The sequence below is a fragment of the Clostridium sp. CCUG 7971 genome (assembly GCF_017590215.1).
Taxonomy (GTDB): Bacteria; Bacillota; Clostridia; order Peptostreptococcales; family Peptostreptococcaceae; genus Faecalimicrobium.
Map to the genome: position 1 here is coordinate 1 of NZ_JAFFPK010000097.1, position 21,701 is coordinate 21,701.

At 26.1% G+C, this 21,701-nt stretch carries 21 protein-coding genes and 1 riboswitch; of the genes, 16 read left to right on the plus strand and 5 right to left on the minus strand.

All coding sequences use genetic code 11. The annotated features are described in order from the left end of the window. The first annotated feature begins 79 nt into the window (after positions 1 to 79). Positions 80 to 249, plus strand: a riboswitch (cobalamin riboswitch). Between the two features lie 92 nt (positions 250 to 341). Genes JWF52_RS12535 through JWF52_RS12550 form a run of 4 tightly spaced genes read left to right on the plus strand, consistent with a single transcriptional unit; the run spans position 342 to position 3,555 of the window. Further along, positions 342 to 851 (plus strand): ATP:cob(I)alamin adenosyltransferase, encoded by a 510-nt coding sequence (locus JWF52_RS12535; RefSeq protein WP_208333889.1) that lies wholly within the window; start codon positions 342 to 344, stop codon positions 849 to 851. A 27-nt stretch (positions 852 to 878) separates the two neighbouring features. After that, positions 879 to 1,787 (plus strand): ABC transporter substrate-binding protein, encoded by a 909-nt coding sequence (locus tag JWF52_RS12540; protein ID WP_208333890.1) that lies wholly within the window; start codon positions 879 to 881, stop codon positions 1,785 to 1,787. Then, positions 1,777 to 2,790 carry a FecCD family ABC transporter permease gene (locus JWF52_RS12545; RefSeq protein WP_208333891.1) on the plus strand — a complete coding sequence of 338 codons (1,014 nt, stop codon included), beginning with the start codon at positions 1,777 to 1,779 and terminating at the stop codon, positions 2,788 to 2,790. Before JWF52_RS12540 ends, JWF52_RS12545 begins: the two co-directional genes overlap by 11 nt. Positions 2,791 to 2,799: 9 nt before the next feature. Next, positions 2,800 to 3,555, plus strand: coding sequence for an ABC transporter ATP-binding protein (locus JWF52_RS12550; protein ID WP_208333892.1), 756 nt, complete (start codon positions 2,800 to 2,802; stop codon positions 3,553 to 3,555). 71 nt (positions 3,556 to 3,626) lie between these two features. Here JWF52_RS12550 and JWF52_RS12555 read toward each other — a convergent pair whose 3' ends face one another. Next, a complete protein-coding gene (locus tag JWF52_RS12555) occupies positions 3,627 to 4,043 on the minus strand; it encodes a DUF3783 domain-containing protein (protein ID WP_208333893.1) in 417 nt (138 codons plus the stop codon). A 182-nt stretch (positions 4,044 to 4,225) separates the two neighbouring features. Between JWF52_RS12555 and JWF52_RS12560 the strand changes: the two genes are divergently transcribed. From JWF52_RS12560 to JWF52_RS12570, 3 genes are read left to right on the plus strand one after another with little or no spacing between them, the layout of a single operon-like run. Then, positions 4,226 to 4,597, plus strand: a complete 372-nt coding sequence (locus tag JWF52_RS12560; protein WP_208333894.1) for a GntR family transcriptional regulator — start codon at positions 4,226 to 4,228, stop codon at positions 4,595 to 4,597. Then, positions 4,598 to 5,500, plus strand: coding sequence for an ATP-binding cassette domain-containing protein (locus JWF52_RS12565; protein WP_208333895.1), 903 nt, complete (start codon positions 4,598 to 4,600; stop codon positions 5,498 to 5,500). Then, positions 5,475 to 6,287 carry a hypothetical protein gene (locus JWF52_RS12570; RefSeq protein ID WP_208333896.1) on the plus strand — a complete coding sequence of 271 codons (813 nt, stop codon included), beginning with the start codon at positions 5,475 to 5,477 and terminating at the stop codon, positions 6,285 to 6,287. The genes JWF52_RS12565 and JWF52_RS12570 overlap by 26 nt, the downstream gene beginning before the upstream one ends. A 72-nt stretch (positions 6,288 to 6,359) precedes the next feature. Here the strand turns inward: JWF52_RS12570 and JWF52_RS12575 are convergent, their stop codons facing one another. Both JWF52_RS12575 and JWF52_RS12580 read right to left on the minus strand, forming a co-directional pair. Next, positions 6,360 to 7,685 carry an MATE family efflux transporter gene (locus JWF52_RS12575; protein ID WP_208333897.1) on the minus strand — a complete coding sequence of 442 codons (1,326 nt, stop codon included), beginning with the start codon at positions 7,683 to 7,685 and terminating at the stop codon, positions 6,360 to 6,362. Between the two features lie 142 nt (positions 7,686 to 7,827). Continuing rightward, positions 7,828 to 8,634 (minus strand): ZIP family metal transporter, encoded by an 807-nt coding sequence (locus tag JWF52_RS12580; RefSeq protein ID WP_208333898.1) that lies wholly within the window; start codon positions 8,632 to 8,634, stop codon positions 7,828 to 7,830. Between the two features lie 171 nt (positions 8,635 to 8,805). Here JWF52_RS12580 and JWF52_RS12585 point away from each other — a divergent pair, with 171 nt between their 5' ends. From JWF52_RS12585 to JWF52_RS12615, 7 genes are all read left to right on the plus strand, one after another. Continuing rightward, the gene (locus JWF52_RS12585) at positions 8,806 to 10,530 is read left to right on the plus strand and encodes a dynamin family protein (RefSeq protein WP_208333899.1); all 1,725 of its coding nucleotides are present in this window, start codon (positions 8,806 to 8,808) and stop codon (positions 10,528 to 10,530) included. Positions 10,531 to 10,535: 5 nt separating this feature from the next. Continuing rightward, complete coding sequence (locus JWF52_RS12590) at positions 10,536 to 12,224, plus strand: dynamin family protein (protein WP_208333900.1); 1,689 nt, start codon at positions 10,536 to 10,538, stop codon at positions 12,222 to 12,224. A 125-nt stretch (positions 12,225 to 12,349) separates the two neighbouring features. Next, positions 12,350 to 13,012, plus strand: coding sequence for a DUF969 domain-containing protein (locus JWF52_RS12595; protein WP_353654939.1), 663 nt, complete (start codon positions 12,350 to 12,352; stop codon positions 13,010 to 13,012). Positions 13,013 to 13,030: 18 nt separating this feature from the next. After that, complete coding sequence (locus tag JWF52_RS12600; RefSeq protein ID WP_208333902.1) at positions 13,031 to 13,963, plus strand: DUF979 domain-containing protein; 933 nt, start codon at positions 13,031 to 13,033, stop codon at positions 13,961 to 13,963. Between the two features lie 21 nt (positions 13,964 to 13,984). Next, complete coding sequence (gene pcp, locus JWF52_RS12605; RefSeq protein ID WP_208333903.1) at positions 13,985 to 14,626, plus strand: pyroglutamyl-peptidase I; 642 nt, start codon at positions 13,985 to 13,987, stop codon at positions 14,624 to 14,626. After that, positions 14,620 to 15,036: a gamma-glutamylcyclotransferase family protein gene (locus JWF52_RS12610; RefSeq protein ID WP_208333904.1), complete on the plus strand. Its 417-nt coding sequence runs from the start codon at positions 14,620 to 14,622 to the stop codon at positions 15,034 to 15,036. Before pcp ends, JWF52_RS12610 begins: the two co-directional genes overlap by 7 nt. A 132-nt stretch (positions 15,037 to 15,168) precedes the next feature. Then, positions 15,169 to 16,254 carry a glycosyltransferase gene (locus JWF52_RS12615; RefSeq protein ID WP_208333905.1) on the plus strand — a complete coding sequence of 362 codons (1,086 nt, stop codon included), beginning with the start codon at positions 15,169 to 15,171 and terminating at the stop codon, positions 16,252 to 16,254. Positions 16,255 to 16,878: 624 nt separating this feature from the next. On the opposite strand, the gene feoB is transcribed toward JWF52_RS12615, so the two are convergent. Both feoB and JWF52_RS12625 read right to left on the minus strand, forming a co-directional pair. Further along, complete coding sequence (gene feoB, locus JWF52_RS12620) at positions 16,879 to 18,999, minus strand: ferrous iron transport protein B (protein ID WP_208333906.1); 2,121 nt, start codon at positions 18,997 to 18,999, stop codon at positions 16,879 to 16,881. 26 nt (positions 19,000 to 19,025) lie between these two features. Continuing rightward, a complete protein-coding gene (locus JWF52_RS12625) occupies positions 19,026 to 19,253 on the minus strand; it encodes a FeoA family protein (protein ID WP_208333907.1) in 228 nt (75 codons plus the stop codon). Between the two features lie 157 nt (positions 19,254 to 19,410). Here JWF52_RS12625 and JWF52_RS12630 point away from each other — a divergent pair, with 157 nt between their 5' ends. Both JWF52_RS12630 and JWF52_RS12635 read left to right on the plus strand, forming a co-directional pair. After that, a complete protein-coding gene (locus JWF52_RS12630) occupies positions 19,411 to 19,872 on the plus strand; it encodes a metal-dependent transcriptional regulator (protein WP_208333908.1) in 462 nt (153 codons plus the stop codon). 332 nt (positions 19,873 to 20,204) lie between these two features. After that, positions 20,205 to 21,686, plus strand: coding sequence for a UDP-N-acetylmuramoyl-L-alanyl-D-glutamate--2,6-diaminopimelate ligase (locus JWF52_RS12635; protein WP_208333909.1), 1,482 nt, complete (start codon positions 20,205 to 20,207; stop codon positions 21,684 to 21,686). Positions 21,687 to 21,701 lie beyond the last annotated feature (15 nt).

Consider the following 21,701-nt stretch of genomic DNA (forward strand, 5'->3'; position numbering starts at 1 on the left):
ATAAAAATAAATAATTATATTGATAGATATTATTATTAGAAAACTTATTGCTTGTATTAAGCTAGTAGGTCTTATAAAATAATTATATAAAGTATTAGGTGTATTACTTAAAAGAGAATTGGATGAGATTTCCAAACTACCCCAGTAACCGTGATAGGGACGAAATCTTAAATGCCACTGAATTATTCGGGAAGGCTAGATCGTAGGATGAAGTTAAGTCGGGAGAACTGCCTAATATATACTAATATCTGCTGAGGGTAAGGTGTTAGATGCAAATATAATAATAAAAACTTAATATATTTAGCATCTTACTTAATTTAAATTGAGAAAGGAGGAATAAAATGAGCAAATATTTAGCATACCCTTTCTTATATGACAAGTCTTTAGATTTAAGATGTTATTTTGAGATTTTAACAGATGAAATTTCAAGTATGATAGGTCTTTTAAGGTCATTTATAACAGATTATGATATGAAAGATGAACTTAGTAAAATAAATGAATTGATGTATCATATAAATCCATCAATAAGAACAAAGACTGCAGTTACACAAGAAGAATTAATATGGCTAGAGAAACGATTTTTAGAAATTCAAGACGAAGTAAAAGACAGATTTAACAAATTTGTACTTCCACAAGGATGCACCCAAGCAGGATATTGCCATGTTATAAGAAGTAAATGTAAATCATTAGTTAGGCTATTAAGTAGATATCAAGAACAAGGAAATGAGGTAGATGATTTGTTATTTGATTTCACAAATCTTTTTTCAGGATATTTCTTTGTACTAGCACTTAAGTTTAATAAAAATAATGGTTTAGAAGAAACAGAATTTATAAGTAGAAACTATAAGTAAGATAGTTAGAAGTTAAGGAGAGAGCAAATGAAAAAAAGGTTTTTATCAATTTTAATGGTATTTATGATGTTTATTATGGTTGGATGTAGCACTGATAATAAAAAAGAAGTTACAGACAGAGAAGGAACAAAGGTAAATATACCTAAAAAAATAGAGAAAATAATTTCAACAGCACCATCAAATACAGAAGTAATAGTAGATCTTGGATTGAGTGATAAGTTAGTTGCAATAGATAAATATTCAAGTGATGTTAAAGGTGTTAATAAGGATTTAACAAAAATAGATTTTTCAAGTCCAGATGCAGAAACAATAATAGGGTTAGAACCAGACATAATAATAGCATCTGGTCACAATAAGACAGGCTCAAGTGAAGATCCATTTAAAGTTATAAGTGAGTCAGGAATTCCAGTTGTTTACATACCAAGCAGTGATAGTATAGAAGGAATATATAAAGATATAGAATTTATATCTGATATATTAGGAGTGCAAGATAAAGGACAAACCTTAATATCAGATATGAAATCTCAAATAGATGAAATCTCAAAAATAGGAAAAACTATAAATGATAAGAAAAAGGTTTACTTTGAGATATCACCAGCTCCAAGCCTATTTACGTTTGGAAATTCAACATTTTTAAATCAAATGATAGAAATAATTGGCGCTGAAAATGTATTCAAAGATGAAAATGGATGGATATCACCAAGCGCTGAAGCTGTGATAGATAAAAATCCAGACGTAATATTAACAAATGTAGATTACATAGAAAATCCTATTGATGAAATAAAAAAACGTGATGGTTTTGAAAATATAACAGCAGTAAAAGAAAATAAGATTTACCAAATAGACAAAAATTCAGCTTCTCGTCCATCTCACAAAATAATATTAGCTTTAAATCAAATGGCTAAAGCGATTTATCCAGAGAAATATGAAAAATAAGAAAAAAGTATTACTAAGCATAATAATAGTATTTATAATTATTGGTATTGGAACTTCTATAGGAAGTTCTAATATTAATATTTTAGATACAATATCAGTAATTAGTAATAAATTATTCAATATACCATTGAGAGAAGGAATAGACCCTAAAAATATTTCAATAGTTTGGAAGCTTAGATTACCAAGAGTACTACTAGCATTTATAGTAGGAGGCTGCCTAGCATCTAGTGGTGCAGTAGTTCAATCTATACTAAAAAACCAATTGGCATCACCTTATACACTAGGTGTATCTTCAGGTGCATCTTTAGGAGCAGGGCTTATAATAGTTAGTGGTATTTCTGTTCCATTATTAGGAGCTTATACACTTCCTATAATAGGATTTTTATTTGGACTTGGAACTGTTTATTCGGTAATTAAATTTTCATCAAAAATAGATAAGACAATGTCAAACAATACGATAATACTTTGTGGTATGGTACTATCTTTATTTGTAAATGCATTACTTACAACTTTAACTGCATTATTTTCTAATGACTTAAAAAGCATATCTCTTTGGCAAATGGGAAGCTTTGCTATGAAGGGATGGTCTTATGTAGGTCTGATAATGCCATTTTTTATAATAGGTATGTTTGGGGTTCTTAAATATACTAGAGAAATGGATATACTCACTTTTGGAGAAGAACAAGCAAAGTCAGTTGGAGTTGATACTGAGAAAGTAAAAAAGAAATTATTCATTTATTCAACAGTACTTACAGGAGGAGCTGTTTCTTTAAGTGGGACTATAGGATTTGTAGATTTAATAGCACCTCATGTAGTAAGAAAAATATTTGGATCAAATCATAAATATGTTGTGCCGATGTCATTTGTATTTGGTGGTTGTTTAATGGTAATAACAGACCTTATAGCAAGAACTATAGTTTCTCCATCAGAGTTACCAGTAGGAGCTATAACTGCTATATTTGGAGCACCGTTCTTTGCATGGGTATACTTTAAAAAAAGCTAGGTGAGTTTTATGTTAGAAATAAAAGATATTTATAGTGGATATGAAGATATAGATATAGTAAAAGATGTAAGCTTTACTGTAAATAGAGGAGAAAATCTATGTATAGTAGGTCCAAATGGTTGTGGAAAAAGTACTCTTTTAAAATCTATAGCTAATATAATTAACTATAGAGGTAGTATAAAAGTAGATTCTAAGGAAGTATCTTCATTAAATAGAAAAGAATTGGCTATGAAAGTTGGATTAATGAGCCAAATTTCACAAATACATTTTCCGTATACAGTATATGAAACAGTATCTCTTGGAAGATATGCATACTCTAAAGGTGCATTTTATCATCTAGGTAAAAAAGATAAAGAAATAATACTAGACAGCATAGAAAAAGTAGGTCTTTTAGATTCTAAAGATAAAATGATAAGTGAATTATCAGGAGGACAACTTCAAAGAGTATTTTTAGCAAGAACATTTGCACAAAATCCAGATGTGATATTATTAGATGAACCTACTAATCATCTTGATTTAAAGTACCAAATAGAGCTCTTAGAGCATTTAAAAGATTGGACCAAAGCAAATAATAAAATTGCTGTAGGTGTATTACACGATTTGAATTTAGTTCAATATACAGCAGATAATGTTTTGTTATTAAATAATGGAGAAGTTGTATCTTATGGGAAGCCATCAAAAGTACTTAATGAAGAAAAATTAAAGGATATATACGATTTAGATATAAAAAAATTTATGGTTAATATATTAAAAAAGTGGGAGTAAATTTAAAATTTACTCTCACTTTTTTTATTAAAGGAAAATCTGAATTTACACCCCTTTATATAATTTTAAGTTTAGTGTTTTACTGTTTTCCCAGATTTCATAGCAATTCTTTCTTCTAGTAAATGAGAAATTAAAGTGTCTAAGCTCCAATCAATATTTCCTTCTGTAGTAACAGCGATAAGAGGTCTATTAATTCTAAACTTCTTAAGGCTATCTATAAAAGCACTAACTTTCATATGAACTACATTATTAAAAACCATAGCCTTTTGATTTATACCACTTTCACATGTGATGTCTATATTATTATCAATTATATTTCGTATTGTAGAATTAGCATTTTTAGGTGAAAGTATAACCAGATCTCTTATTCCAAACATATTACATATATTTTTTATCATACTAGCTTCTTTAGTATTAAAGTTATATAAAATAACAAAGCTTCTTGTTTCATTATCTATTTCAACATTATTCATTTTTTCAAAACTCATAAATATTCTCCTTTTGTATTTATATAATAATAATAATTATTACCCAGAAATATAAGTTTTTAAATATTTTTTTAAGAAAATTAAAAAATATTTTGACATACTATAAAATAATATATATCATTGTATTATAGTTAGTTACTTAAGTAATTAACATATTAACAGAAATTAATAAGGAGGTTCATATGAAACTTATACTAAATGATGATGAACCTATATTTATTCAAATATATAAGACTATAGAAGATGCTATATTAACTGATGATATTAAAGAAAATGAACAGATTCCATCAACTACAGAGCTATCAAAGTTATATAATATAAATCCAGCTACTGTATTAAAGGGTATAAATATATTAGTTGCTAAAAAAGTTTTATATAAAAAGCGAGGTATAGGTATGTTTGTATATGAAGGTGCAAAACAGATTATAAAAAAATCGAGAAAAGAACAATTTAAAAATTCATTTATAAAAAATTTATTGCAAGAAGCTAAGAAATTAGAAATAAGCGAAGATGAATTATTAGATATGATAAAAAATTGTGAGGAGATGAATTAAGTGGGGGATGCAATTAAAATTACAGATTTATCACATAGTTTTAAAGAACAGCTTGTATTAGATAATGTATCAATAAACTTTGAAAAAAATAAAATATATGGTTTATTAGGTAAAAATGGGTCGGGGAAAACTACTTTATTAAATATAATTGCTAATCAACTTTTAAGTAAATCTGGATATATAGAAATATTAGGAATAAATATTAAGGATAACGTAGAAGTATTAGATAATATTTGTATAGTAAGAGAAAAAGAATTTTATAATACTGAGATTAAAGTAAAAAATATATTTAAAATGTATTCTTACTTTTATCACAACTATGATAAAGAGTTAGAAAAGCAATTATGTGATTATTTTAATATAAATACTAAAAAAAGATATCAGCATTTATCAAGAGGAATGAAAAGTCTAGTATCAAATATTATAGGATTATGTACAAATGCACCAATAACTATATTTGATGAACCAACAATAGGTCTTGATGCAGTAAATAGAGAAGAATTTTATAATATATTATTGGGTAATTATATAAAAAATCCAAGAACTATAATAATATCTACACATCTAATAGATGAAATTGATAATGTTTTAGAAAATGTAATTTTATTAGATAAAGGTAAAATAGTAATAAATGATAATATAGAAAATATAAAAGAGAAATCTTATTACATAACAGGTAAAAAAGAAGATTTATCAAAATTAGAATGCTTAAATAATAAAAAAATACATAAAAAATTTGGAAGCACATTAGTTTACTATTACTATGGGGATATATGTGATAGAGACTTGGATTTAATAAACAAACTAGATATAAATGTAGAACATATGAGTGTTCAAGAGTTATTTATAAATACTACTAAAAAAGGGGGATTTAAATATGAAAAAGATAAGTCCATATTATAATATTATAAAAAGAAATAGTACATTTATATTATTACTTACATTCACATTAATTACTTTTAATACGTTTACTGAATTATTTACAATGATTAAAACCTCTTCATATTTAGATAATTTAGTAGATGGAAATATAGTATTTGTTAATAACTCTAATATGGCAGCGATTATTACAATAATTATATATGGAGTAGCGTTATCATATAAAGAGTTTAATGGAGCAATGTCAATAAAGGCAAATAGAAAAGATTATTTAAAATATAGTATTTTATCTATAATAATCGTTGGAATAATACTTTCTATATTTAGTGTATGCGCTGATTTAGTAGCAAAATTCGTATTAGAATATAACACGGATTATAATGCATATGTTTATACTAACTTAGGAATTTCTATTAATGAAATACAATCATTACTAGAAAAACTTGGTACAGGAATCTCTTTTGGAATTTTTTATCAATATGACATAGATTATATAGGAAGTATATTAAACACATTTCTTAGTATAATGAAAATTGGTTCACTAGGGTTTATGTTAGGAGCATTAATATATAGACTTAAAAAATCAACATCAATTATAATATTTATAGGGATTCCTTTATGTATAGCACTATTTTTAATAGGCAAGGTAGTTAATAACTATGAAATTGTTACACCTAATTTAATACAGACGCTACTGTATCTAATTGGTAATAATATAACAACAATTTCTTTAACAATATTAAACTTTATTATAGGAATTTTACTTCTTAAAAATGCACCTATAAAAGAATATGCACATGACTTAATATAATATTTAAGCTATTTAAAGTACAAAAACAAAAAAGAGTGTAGATAAATTCTACACTCTTTTTTATATAAATAATTAATACTTATACTTAGTTCTATATCTTTTTATATATATTATAGATAAAAAAACTGTTATAAGTTCAGCAAAAGGAACTGTAAGCCACATTCCATCTAATTTTAATACTGGTGGTAATATAAGTATACCAATGATTATAAATACAAAGGCTCTACTAAAAGATATAACAGCTGAAACTCTTCCATTATGAAATGCTGTGAAAAATCCTGAAGCAAATATATTTACACCAACAAATAAAAATGCAAATGCAAAAATTTTTAATCCCTTAAGAGCTAAGTCAAATACTTCATCTAAAGGATTTACAAATACTCCAACTATAATTGGTGCAAAAACTAACGTTGCTACAAATACCAATATAGAAGATACAAATATAAATTTTAGAGAGTATTTAAAGATCTCTTTTAATTTATTGCTATTATTTGCACCAAAATTATAGCTAATTAATGGAGAAACTCCTGCAGAAAAACCTAAGTAAATTGAAGTCATTAAAAAATGAGCATATAAAACTATAGTAAGGGCAGCAAGTCCATTTTCTCCAGCCAATTTTAAGGCAACTATATTAAATAAAAAAGTTGTAATACCTGTAGATAATTCTGTGACCATCTCAGAAGATCCATTAATCATGGTATTTAATATAAGTCTAAAATTAAATTTAGGAATTTTTAGTTTTAAAGTTGATTTACCTGATAAAAAGTATATAAATCCAATTAAGCAAGAAACTAAAATACCCGCTAAAGTAGCAAGTGCTGCTCCTAAAATACCCATATTAAAGATTTTTATAAAAACATAATCTAAAATTATATTAGTAATACCTCCTACTATCGATAAAAATAAGCTAAAGTTAGAATTTCCATCAGTTCTAGTAAAATATTCAAATAAAAACTTAGCAATAAAAAATGGAGCAGAGATAATCATTACTTTACCGTAAGTTATAGCATATGGTAAAAGTTTATCTGTAGCACCAAGTGCAATTGATATATTTTTTACAAAGAAAATAGAAACAATGGTAAATAAAACTCCCATAGTTATAGAGAAAAGTAGTATAAATGAAAAAGAATTATTAGCTTCTTCATAATTTTCTTCACCCATTTTTATAGATATTATAGCTCCTCCTCCCGTTGCCATCATAATACCAAACCCACAAATAAGGTTTATTATAGGTAAAATAATATTTATACTAGCCAGTGCATCTGATCCCACTAATTTGGAAACAAATATTCCATCTATTATAGTATATAAAGATATAAATACCATGGATATAATGGCAGGAGAAACAAACTTTAGAAACTCCATAGATGTAAATTTTTTAGTAAATAATTTTTCCATAGTTACCTCCGTTGATATATTTAATTAGATAATAAAGTATACAGTAACTATATAGTCAAGCAAAAAAATTAAAAGACAGATTTTATATAATATAACACCTGTCTTTTAATCGTATACACGAAAATAAAATTTTATAAAAATATTAGCCTAAGGCAACATCCAAAATCATCATTATTACAAATCCTAAGATAACACCAATAGTAGTAAGATTTTTATTTTCTATACATGCTTCAGGGATAAGTTCAGAAGAAACAACTCCAACCATTGCACCAGCTGAAAATGCCAGCAAAGCAGGAAGCATACTTCTCATAGTTAAAGCCATAACAACGCCTAATACACCGGCAACTGGTTCAACCAATCCTGATGCTTGACCATATAAGAAACTCTTTTTAAGAGAAAAACCTTCTCTTCTAAGAGGTAGGGATACAGCAGCTCCTTCAGGAAAATTTTGAAGACCTATACCAACAGCAAGAAGTATAGCACTAATAACAGTACATCCTGGAACTCCAAGTGCAGCTCCACCAAATGCAACACCAACAGCTAATCCTTCTGGGATATTATGAAGAGTAACAGCTAAAACGAGTAAAATACTTTTCTTATAACTTTTAGCTTGGCGAGTGCTTATAGTAGTTAAATCTTTAAAACTAAATCTATCTAAAAATTTATCAGATAATACTATAAATAGTCCGCCTAAAACAAATCCTATTGCTGGGATAAACCAGGAATTAAACCCAAGTTCCTCACAAAGTTCTATAGCAGGATTTAATAATGACCAAAAGCTTGCAGCAATCATAACACCTGCTCCAAATCCTAACATTAAATTTAAAATACTTTTTTTAACATCTTTAAATAAAAATACTAAAGAAGCCCCTAATGCAGTAACTAACCATGTAAATATTGTGGCAAGTAACCCTTGCAAGACAGGATTAAGTGATAAAAAAAAGTTCATGACATTCACCTCACAAAGATATTAGTATAATAATTATTCTATTTTATATTATGAAATTGACATAATTTTGTGAAAATAATTTAAGTTAATAAAAATTAGTATTCAAGTTTAAAAAGTGAATATATTATATTGAAGGATCTATATAAATGTCCGAGAAAAGGATGGATAAAAATGTATTTAAGTAGAGAAGAAGAACTTTCAAAATTACTAAATTTAATTGACAGCATAGAACATAATATTATAAAAATTAAAGAGCTTATAGACTATAACAATATTTATAATAAGAAATCTTTAAATAATAAAACTATAAAGTTGATAGAAAATATAAATTTACAAATTAAAGAAAATAAAGAGAGTATAAATGAACTTAAATTTCCATTTTTATTATTTATAGTGGGTTCTGGAAATTATGGTAAATCAACATTAATAAATATATTACTAAATCAAGAAACAGTAAAGACTGGAGATTTACCAAATACTTGGAAGTTAGATTTATTTATAAAATCAGAATTAGAAAAGTTACAAATAACTTATGAAGATGAGAGAACAGTAACTAAAAATTTAAAAGAAGGTAATAAACTTTTAAAAAAAGAGGAATGTAAATTTAAAGAATCAAAAAGAAAAGTAGCTAAAATGGTTAATGAATATAAATCATTAAATAATAGAGATATAAAAATATTAAAAAAATATAAAAAAGAACAAGAAGAAAAGTATCTATATAAATCAAAAATAATACAAATAAAATATTTTATAAAAAAAAGTGGCATACTTGACGAATTTATTATAGTAGATACTCCAGGTCTTAATCAAAATTTAATAAAAGATACAGTAAATAGAATGAAAAGTTATTATGTTAAAGCAGATGGTGTTATATGGTTAGTAGATGCACAAAATTTAGTATCAAGAGAGAGTAATAAAATTATAGAGGAAATAAATGAAATGGATGAATTAGGGACAGAAGAAAAGAATAAAATAGTAGTTATAAATAAAATGGATATAATAAGAAATACAGATTCTGATAATGTATGTAAAGTTAAAAAAAGAGCTTGTGAGCTATATGAAAATAAATTTAAGGATATAGTATTTATATCTGCAAGAGAAGGGCTAGAAGGAATAATTAAAAATGATAGTAATCTAATAAAAAAAAGTAATATAGATACAGTATTTAAAAGTATTGATGATAATTTTTCTAAAGTAGCAAAAGAAAAACAAATATCTTCAAAGTATAAAAATATAGACATAATGAAAGAAAATATTATTAGAGAAATAAATGATTACAAAAGATGTTTATACAAAGATGTATCTACTTATAATGAAGTTGAGTTTCAATTAGAAGAAAAAACTAAAAATTTAAAAATCTATATAGTAACATATTTAGAGGATTTAAAAAATAAACATTATTTAAGCAAATATGATTTAGATAACTTAAATAAAAGTATAATTGACTTAGAGAAAATTTGTAGCTTAAAATTAGAGCAAATATATAACTTTTTATATCTAAAGAGCAATCTAAATAAAACTTTTAATATAAAAAAAATAAATACAGAAATTTATTTTTCAAAGAGTAAGTATTTAATCTTTGATTTTAATAAATTTTATAAAACACAGAATCAAAATACAAATCAAATGGAAAATATATTAAATAAACTTACCTCAAAAAATTTAAATAACCAATCTTATGATGAATCATTAATAAAAAACATTGTATCAAAAAATCTAAATAACTTATCTAAAGAAATAATTATAATTCTAGATGAAAAGATAGAAATGATTAAGAAAAGTATAAATGAAATTAAAGAAAAAAGCTTTGAAAATACTTATTTAGAGTATAAAAATGTAAAATTGAACATTGAATTTCTAAATAACATAGAAAGTATATTTATAAAAATGAGGTGATAGTTTTGGAACTTGCAAAACAATGTATTTATGAAATAAAAGAATTATTGCTACAATCTCCAATAAGAGAAAGATTAAAAGAAGGATCAAATATTCCTTTTAAGGATTTAGTTTCAAGACAGTTAAATGAAGCTATAGATAATATTAAAAGCTTAGAAAATAATAAAAATAGTCCTTTGAAAGTTGTTATAGTAGGGGAGGTTAAGTCTGGAAAATCAAGTTTGCTTAATGCTTTAATGGAATGTAAAGTTAGTGAAGTTGATGTATTAGAAGCTACATCAAATATAATTGAAGTTGGTTATTATAAAGAAGAATATGAAAAAAATACAGACTATATTTCTAAAGTTAGATTAAATAAAGAATTTCTTAAAAAAATAAATATAGTAGATACACCTGGACTTAAAAGTATAACCGATAAAAATGAACAAATTACATTGAATTATATTAAAAATGCAGATTTAATACTGTTTGTATTAGATTCAACTCATTTAGGTCAAGAAGATGTATTTGAATCTCTAGACTTAATAAGCGAGTATAAAAAGCCAATAGTGGGAGTAATAAATAAAGCAGATTTATTAGATGATAATAAGGATGAAGTACTAGAGTATATAAAAGATGAATATGGAATTTATATTGATGATTTTTTTATGATATCTTCATACTTGGAATATCAAGATGCAGTAGGAAAAAATGCAGTAATTAAAAGTACTGATATAGCTATATCTAATCACACTGAACTAAGGAAAAACTTTATAGATCTTAAAGAGTATATAAACAATGTCTATGAAAATTGTGAAAGTTTAAAAATAGATAGTATAAAATATGATTTAGAATCAATAATTCACAAAGAAATAATAAATCATCATGATTATTTAAAAAGTATATTGATTATTATAGAGGAATTAAAAAAAGATAAAGTTACTCTTGAAAATAAATATGATTATATAAATTCAAAAATGGATTTTGAAATAAATGATTGGGTAAATAGAATTTTTTTAAGTGAAGAATTATCAAAGATAAAAATAGATTTAAATTCTTCTAGTATATATATAAATGAAAATTATATAAATGACATAATAAATATAAAAAAAATAGAACTAGATAATTTGTTTTTTTCAGAGTGGGATGAGTGTTTAAAAGAAGTTAGTGATGATATGAATGAAGATATAAAAAAATATATAGATAGTATAAGCTATGAAAATGAGCTACTAGACACACCTAGTTTTAAATTAGATTACAATAAAACAGAGATCAATGAAATATTATCAACAGTAGGAACCGGAGCTATATTAGGCGCAACATCAGGAGGAATAATATCTATTTATAGTGCAGCGATAGGTCAGTCAGCAACATCAATAACTATAAGTAGTGCTATGATGACTTATTGTCCACCACTTCTTATAGCTGGAACTGTAACAGGCGCAGTTGCTAAGGTTATTTATGATAAAGTAAAAATAGAGCAAAAAAATAAAGAAATACTAAAAGATATAGATGACTTTATAGAAGAATTGAAACTTAAAATAATAGAAGAATTAAAAAGTGGATACAATAACTCAAGTGAAGAAATAGTTTTTACAACTCTACAGATACTAAAAAACATAAAGGGTATATGTATAAGTAAATATGAAATTGAAGATATTGAAGTAGAAATAGGAAGCTATGTAAATAATTTAAAAAAATTTATAAAAAATTAAAATATTCAATATATTTGCAAAATATGTCGGATTAATGTATACTATCTTAAAATAAAAAAATATCTTCAAAGTATACATAACAAAAGAAGATTTAAAGACATCAAAAGAGAGGAGAATAACTAATGATAAAACTAATTGGAGTTTTAATAGTTGTAATAGGGTTTATATTCAAGGTAGAAACGTTATTTACAGTATTAGTAGCAGGGATAGCAACAGGACTTGTAGCAGGGTTAGATTTTAATGAAATCCTTACTATACTTGGGGAATCGTTTGTTGCAAATAGAGCAGTATCGTTATTTATATTAACATTACCAGTAATAGGAATATTAGAGAGATACGGTTTAAGACAAAGGGCAGTTTATTTAATTGAGAGATTAGGAAAACTTACGACTGGAGGAGTATTAAGTATATACATGTTCGCTAGACAAATAGCTGGAGCATTGTCTATAAGAATGAGTGGACACCCTCAATTTGTTAGACCTTTAGTTAATCCTATGGCACAGGCTGCTGGAACTAGTCAAAATGGGGAATTAAATGAAGAAGAAGAAGAAGGCATAAAAGCATTATCAGCCGCATCAGAAAACTATGGTAACTTCTATGGTCAAAACTTATTTGCAGGAAGTAGTGGAGTTTTACTTATAGCTTCAACGCTTACTCAATTTGGATATGATGTAACTGGGCTTGCAATAGCTAAAGCAAGTATAATAATGGCTGTTATCGCATTTATAATAGCTGCAGTTCAGTTTAAATTATATGATAAAAAATTAAGTAGACGCATTAAAAAATAGTTTTATGAGGAGGACAAAATGCAAGATTTTATAAATATATCATTAGAAATTTTCTACGCATTAATGGGATTTTTAATGCTTGTAATAGCATTTAAATCTTTTACAACTATAGATAGTAGTAAAAAATATGGAACAGCATTGTTTTGGATATTAATATCAATACCTTTTATATTCGGGTCTAAGGTACAAGCAAATATAATAGGAGCTATATTAGTACTATGTAGTTTATTAACACTAAGCAAGCAAGTTGTGTTTGCAAGATATGAAGAAGCAAGTGAAGAATTTGGACAAAAACATGCAAACAAATTAAAAAATAAAATATTTATACCATCATTAGTATTAGCATTTGCTTCAGTAGTTGTAGCTATGGCTTTAGCTAATTTTGCAAATTCGTCACAATTTGCAATTGGAGTTGGTTCTGCAGTTGCATTAATATCTGCATTTATGATAAGTAAAGCTAAAACATCTACAACTATAGAAGATGGAGCAAGATTACTTCAACAGATGGGACCTGCGAGTATGCTACCGCAACTTTTAGTTGCCTTAGGTGCACTATTTACTCAAGCAGGAGTTGGAGAAGTTATATCAAATATGATTTCAGGTGTAGTTCCAGCAGACAATAGATTATTTGGTGTTATAGCTTATGTGCTAGGTATGGTTATATTTACTATGATAATGGGGAATTCATTCGCAGCATTTTCAGTAATAACAGCAGGAATAGGTATACCATTTGTATTAGCGCAAGGAGGTAATCCTGCAATAGTCGGAGCTTTAGCTTTAACAGCAGGATATTGTGGAACATTACTTACACCGATGGCTGCAAACTTTAATATAGTTCCAGCAGCATTATTAGAAACTAAAAGTGATTATGTGGTTATAAAATATCAAGCTCCAGTAGCTTTAATATTAATAGTAGTACACATAGTGGCAATGTATTTCTTAGCATTTTAATGAAATTTAGGAGGTAATACTATGAAAGTTTTATTAACAGGATTTAATCCATTTGGAGGAGAACCAGTAAATCCAGCAGAGGAAGCTGTAAAAATGGTAAGTAATAATATAAATGGAGCTGAAGTTATAAAAATAACTATACCAACAGTTATGACAAAATCAGTTGAAGCAATAGAAAAGGCAATAGAAGAATATCATCCAGATATAGTTATATCTGTAGGACAAGCAGGAGGAAGATTTGACATAACTCCTGAAAGAGTTGCTATAAATATGGATGATTTTAGAATAAAAGATAATGAGGGAAATCAAGTAATTGATAAAACTATAAAAGAAGATGGACAAGCAGCTTATTTTTCGAATTTACCAATAAAAGCTATGGTAAAACATATGAATGAAAATCAAATTCCAGCTTCTGTATCAAATACGGCAGGTACATTTGTATGCAATCATGTAATGTATGGAATTCTTTATATGATAGATAAAAAATATCCAAATATAAAAGGTGGATTTATACATATACCATATATGACATCACAAATTATAGATAAGAAAAATACTCCATTTATGTCTTTAAAAGAAATAGTAAGAGGATTAGAATTAGCTATTGAAGCTTGTACTTTATACCAAAATGATATAAAAGTAATAGGTGGAGAAATATGTTAGTTAACAAAATATTTGTATATGGAAGCTTAAGAAGTGACATGTTTAATTATAAAAAGCTTCTAGAAGGAAAAGTATCTAATGTAGTAAAGGGACGTATAAATGGAGATTTATTTCATCTAGATAATAAAGGATATCCAGCAGTTATACCAGGAAATAACAAAATACAAGGTGAACTAATGGAACTTATTGATTTTAATCAAAGCTTAGAAGAATTAGATGAATTAGAAAGATACTGTGAAGATAATAATATCAATTGTGAATATTTAAGAAAAGAAGTCGATGTTTTTTTAGAAGATGGTACAATAGAGAAAGCATATTATTATGAATATAATCCAAAGGCAAATATAAATTTAAATGATAAAAAAATTCCAGTTTCAAATGGTGATTGGAAAGAATATATGAGTAAGTAAAAAATGCTAGAACATATTTTGTTCTAGCATTTTTTATTTAGGAAAATTATAATATCTAAATAGTTAAATAATTTAACAAAAATGTCGCTTTATCATATATTAAAGTAGAGGACAAAATAAGGAGCAATCAGTATGATTACTATAAGTTTATGTATGATATTAAAAGATGAAGAAAAGGTAATAAATAGGTGTTTAGATAGTGTAGTAGATATTGTAGATGAAATAGTCATAATAGACACAGGATCAACTGATAAAACTAAAGAAATTGCAAGCAGTTATACTGAAAAAATATATGAATTTAAATGGATAGATGATTTTTCTATGGCTCGAAACTTTTCCTTTAGTAAAGCTACAAAAGATTATATATTATGGTTAGATGCAGATGAATTAATAGATGAAGAGAATAAAAATAAACTTTTAAACTTAAAAAAAGATATGAGTAAAGATATTGATGTAATTACAATGAACACATATATGGATATGGATGAAAATAATAATCCACAGATAGCAGCTAGAAGAAATAGAATTGTAAAAAATAATAAAAATTTTAAATGGATTGGATTTGTGCATGAGTACATTAATATATATGAAAATTCAAAAGTATGCGATAGTGATATAGCTATTATTCATGATAAAGTAAAATGTGTAGATGATAGGAATCTTAAAATATACAAAAAAAATATAAGTTTAGGTAAAGAAATGAGCAATAGAGATTTATACTATTATGGAAAAGAGCTGTATTGTAATAACGAGTTTGATGAATCAATAAAAGTGCTTGAAGAATTTATAGATAAAGCTGAAAATGAAGAAGAGATAATGGATGCATTATGTAGAATTGGTGAGAGCTATTTATACAAAAAAAAATGGGCTGAAGGTAGGTATTACCTATATAAAACATTTGAATACACATCTCCTAGAGGAGAAGTATTATATAACATAGCATTATCTTTTCAACGAGAAAAAAAATATATGCAAGCTATAAATTGGTATCAAATTATTTTGAATATAGAAACTCCTACAGATTGTAGTCAATGTTTAAATTTATGTTGTTGGAGGTTTAAGCCACATTTAAACTTATGTGCGTGCTATTTTAAAACTGGTGATATATCAAAAGCGTATTACCATCATAAAAAATGCTTAGAAATAAACCCATTAAATCCGTGTGTTGTATCAAATGATGAGTATTTTAAATCTATATTAAAATTTATTAAATTATAAAACCTAGGACAATTATGTCCTAGGTTTACATATTTACTTAATATTATTGGATACTTTATACAAGCACATAGCACAACTTTTTACAATGCTATTAAAGTTAGTAACTAAGGTACCTCTATTATTCTCATCAGAATATAATTTAGTTACATCCATACCCAATCTTAAATTAATATTATTTATATAACTAAACTGAATACAAACCATAGATAAAAAGTAAATTAGTCCCATAAAAAGTAGTAAAATAAAAATAAGAAACACTAAAATCCCCCCTAAAGCAAAGGTACAACTTGTCCTTTAAGTAAATTCTACTATAATATTTAACTTATATCATCTTAAAAATAAATATAAAAAAATACAAAAAATAACCAAATAAAACAAAATAAGCCATAAAAAATACTTAAGGCTTATCGAATTTCGGAATATTATATATTAATATATACGACATTGTATAAAGAAAATTTATATAAATAGTAAATAAACATCAAGATTTATTTGATATTTAAATGATAAATATTTTTGATATTTAAATGATAAATATTTTGGATATTATGATGATTTTTAGGTTGGAAAAATATACCTAATAGATAAAAAAGAAAGAGATGGATAATATTATCCATCTCTAATTTATATAAAAATATTATATATGCTAGTTGTTAAGAAACATACAAAGAATCCTATTACAGTTGGAATTAAAAATCCTAAAATAGTCCATTTCATACTTCCAGTTTCTTTTTTTATAGTTATCAAAGTAGTAGCACAAGGCCAGTGAAGTAAGCTAAATAACATGACATTTAACGCTGTTAAATATGTCCATCCATTATTACGTAAAACATCACCTAATGCACTTAAATTATCAAGTTCTAGCATTGAACCAGTAGCAAGGTAAGACATGAGAAGAATAGGTATAACTATTTCATTGGCAGGAAGACCTAGTATAAAAGCAAGTAGTATAAACCCATCAAGTCCTATAAATCTAGCGATAGGATCTAAAATATTTGCAATATAAGCCAATAAGCTCACGTCACCAACATATATATTAGCGCATACCCAAATTACTATTCCAGCTGGAGCAGCTACAATAACTGCACGGCCTAATACAAACAATGTTCTATCTATTATAGACGTATATACAACTCTACCGAATTGTGGAGTTCTATATGGTGGTAATTCTAATGTGAAAGTAGATGGAATACCTTTAAGAAGGGTTTTAGATAACAAATAAGAAACTAATAATGTTATACATATACCAAAGATAACTACTAAAGATATACATGCAGCGGTTACCAAGCTAGATGTGAAAGAATTACTTATTACAGAACTGAAGAATATAGTAGATATGGCTATTAAAGTAGGAAATCTACCATTACAAGGAATAAAATTATTAGTCAGTATAGCTATTAACCTTTCACGAGGAGAGTCGATTATTCTACAACCTATAACTCCACAAGCATTACATCCAAATCCCATGCACATAGTAAGGCACTGTTTTCCATGAGCGCAGGCCTTTTTAAATAAATGGTCCATATTAAAAGCAACTCTAGGTAAATATCCAAAGTCCTCAAGTAAAGTGAATAAAGGAAAAAATATAGCCATAGGTGGTAACATAACGGAAACTACCCAAGCAAGAGTTCTGTAAAGACCAAGAACTAACATATTATTTAGCCACTCAGGTGCATGAAGCATATTTAAAAAATTTGTAATATTAGGTTCAAGACCAAGTAATAAATTTGATAGTAAGGTAGATGGATAATTAGCCCCCTCTATAGTAATCCATAGTATAGCACCTAATAAAAGTAACATAATAGGCATTCCAAAATGTTTTGATGTAAGTATTTTATCTAATTTATCATCTTTGTCTAATGTAGCATTATTATTTTTTATACAAACTTTTTCACTTAAGCTTTTTGCATAATCATAATTTGTTTTAGTAAAATTATCTCTTATTTTACACTTATCTAAAGTTTTAGGAAACTTTTCTTTGATTTTATATAAAGTATCTATATAGTTTTCATCTATATAATTATGCATGGAATCAAATATACTTTTATCTTCATCTATAAGTCTAAGAGCTAGCCATCTAGGATTTATAAAATCAATAGTACTTTCTAATTCTGACTTAAATGAGTCAGCTACAAGTTCGATATTATTATCATAAAGAACAGGTTTAGCATTAAACTTATAGTTATTAGATGAAACTAAATCTAAAGTATTTAATAGATCACTCATACCTTTTCCACTTCTAGCAGCTGTTAAAACTACTGGTATACCTAACGCTTTTTCAAGTTTTTTACTATCTATAGAAATACCTTTTTTCTCAGCCTCATCAGCTAAATTAACACACAATATTATGTTTTGTGTTAATTCCATTACTTGAAATACTAAGTTAAGATTTCTCTCAAGTGAAGTCGCATCGCATACTACAATTACTACATCGGGTTTTCCAAAACATATAAAGTCACGAGCAACTATTTCTTCTTGAGATAGTGCAAATAAAGAGTAAGTTCCAGGTAAATCAATTAAAGCATAATCATTATTATTATATTTAAAATCACCACGAGCTGTAGCAACAGTTTTTCCAGGCCAATTTCCAGTATGTTGTTTTAATCCTGTTAGATAATTAAATACAGTACTTTTCCCTGTGTTTGGATTGCCTGCTAAAGCAACTATTAATTGGTCGTCAGCTTTATCTATATCAAACATATCCTTTAGTGATTTCATTTTAGCAGATTCATGTGTTAACCCCACTGTAATATCCCCCCTTAAAATATAGTCTAATTTTCAGAAACAATTATTAAATTGCTTTCTTCAGATCTTAATGCGATCTTAGTTCCTCTAATGTTGTAAACAGTTAAATTACCTTTAGGCCCTTTTCTAATCACTTGAATAGATGCTCCACGTGTTACACCAAGCGCTAACATTCTTTCTCTTAAATTACCATTGAATAAGAGGTCCTCTACTGTAGCAGTATTTTTAACTGGAATGTCTGTAAGAGTTTTCAATATTAACATCTCCTTATAAATAATTTTTTATTGTTAACCTAAGCTAACTTTCTTAATTTTAAATTATGCCAATTAATAAAATAGTGTTACTAAAAATAGTAATATAAAATATTTAATGAAATATAATTAATATAATATAAAAAGGAGGAGGTATAATTTGGAAAATAAAAAAGAGTATTATACTTTCAATGAATATATAAAGAGAAGCAAACTAACACCTAGTGAGGAAGATTATATAGAAATGATTTACAGATTATTTTTACAGGAGGATCATGTAAAAGTTAGTGATATATCTAAACATCTAAATATTACTCCACCTTCAGTAACAAAAATGGTAAAAAAACTAAGTGAAAAAGAGCTAATATTATATAAAAAATATGATTATGTTGTTTTAAGCGATATGGGTAAGATAATAGGCCAGCAACTTTTAAACAGACATTACATAGTAAATAAATTTTTAAATCTATTAGGAGTAAAAGATAAAATACATGAAGAGACAGAAAAAATTGAACATACCATAAGTATAGAGACTCTTATTAAAATAGAAGAACATATTGAATTTTTTAATTCTAATAAAGATATATTGGAAAAATTAAAAGAATATCAAAAAAAAGGTTAAAAAAAAGATGGGTATATTACCCATCTCAAATATGTATAATTCTTACTTTTGGGGAAAGTAGAATAAAAGTTAACATTTTTTATTTATAATGAAAATAAAAAAGCCAGAAGACGCAAAAGTCTCCTGACTCTAGTAAGATATTTTCAAATATCTTTATTTTCATTAAATATGTAACTCTTAATTCTATTGTAGATAATTAATATTAATAAGTCAATAAAAAATAGAAAAATAAGGAAAAGTATATATTAAAACTTTTAATCATATTTTATATCTATCATAAATTTAAAAAAATTAAATATAATTTAGTAATAGTAGGAAAGGAGTTTTTTCTCATGGAATTATACAAGCTCATAAAAAATTTAGATGTTTTAGAATTAAAAGGAAATATTGAGATAGATATAAGTAGTATATATTATGATTCAAGAAAAACTACAGAAAATAGTCTGTTTGTATGTATAAAAGGATTTGATAATGATGGTCATAAATATGTAAATAAAGCAATAGAAAATGGAGCAAAAGCATTTTTAATACAAGAAGACGTAAATATTAAAGAAAGTAACAATTATACATTTATAAAAGTTAAAGATACAAGAAAATCAATGGCAAAAATAGCGGCTAATTTTTATAATAATCCAACACAAAAAATAGAAATAATAGGGGTAACAGGAACTAATGGAAAAACAAGTATAACAACTGTACTTAAAGAAATTTTAAATTATAAATCTAATGTTGGATTGATAGGAACTATTAAAATAGAAGATGGTAAAAATGATATAATATCTAATAACACAACTCCTGAAAGTATAGATTTGCAAAAGTATTTTAATAATATGGTAAAAAATGATTGTAAGTTTTGTGCCATGGAAGTATCGTCACATTCATTAGCGCTACATAGGGTAGACGAAGTTGATTTTAACATTGGAATATTTACAAATCTTACACCAGAGCATTTAGATTTTCATAAAAATTTAGAAGAATACAGAGCTACAAAGGAAAAATTATTTTATAAAACTAATATGGCAAATATTATAAATATAGATGATAGTTCAGGTGTTATTATAAAGAATAATATAAAAAACTTAAAAGTTTCAGTATATACATATGGAATAAATAATGAAGCTGATTTTATGGCGAGTAATATAAAATTATATCCACATGGAGTTTCATATACACTAAAAACGCCTACATACACTGATGAAATTTATGTTAATATACCTGGGAAATTTACAGTTTATAACACGTTAGGAATAATAGCAGCTTGCTATATACTTAAAGTACCTATTGAAATAATAAAATATAAATTAAAAAGTATTAAAGGTGTTGAAGGAAGATTTGAAAGTGTAAAAAATTCAAAAGGATTTAATGTAATAGTAGACTATGCTCATACACCAGATGCACTAGAAAATATACTTATATCAGCAAATGAATTTGTAAAAGGAAAAGTAATAACAGTATTTGGATGTGGTGGAGATAGAGATAAAACTAAAAGGCCTTTAATGGGAAAAATTGCACAAGACAACTCAGACATAGCAGTAATAACATCTGACAATCCAAGAACAGAAAATCCAAATTCTATAATAAAGGATATATTAAGTGGAATAGACAAAAGTAACCAAAATTATATAACAATAGAAAATAGAAGAGAGGCTATTTATAAAGCGATAGAACTAGCTGATAATAATGATTTAGTAATTATAGCAGGAAAAGGTCATGAAGATTATCAAATAATAGGGAAAACAAAGCATCATTTTAATGATAAAGAAGTTGCTAAAGATGCTATAGAAAGTAAGAATTCATCTTTATATAATATATAAAAAATAGTTATACCT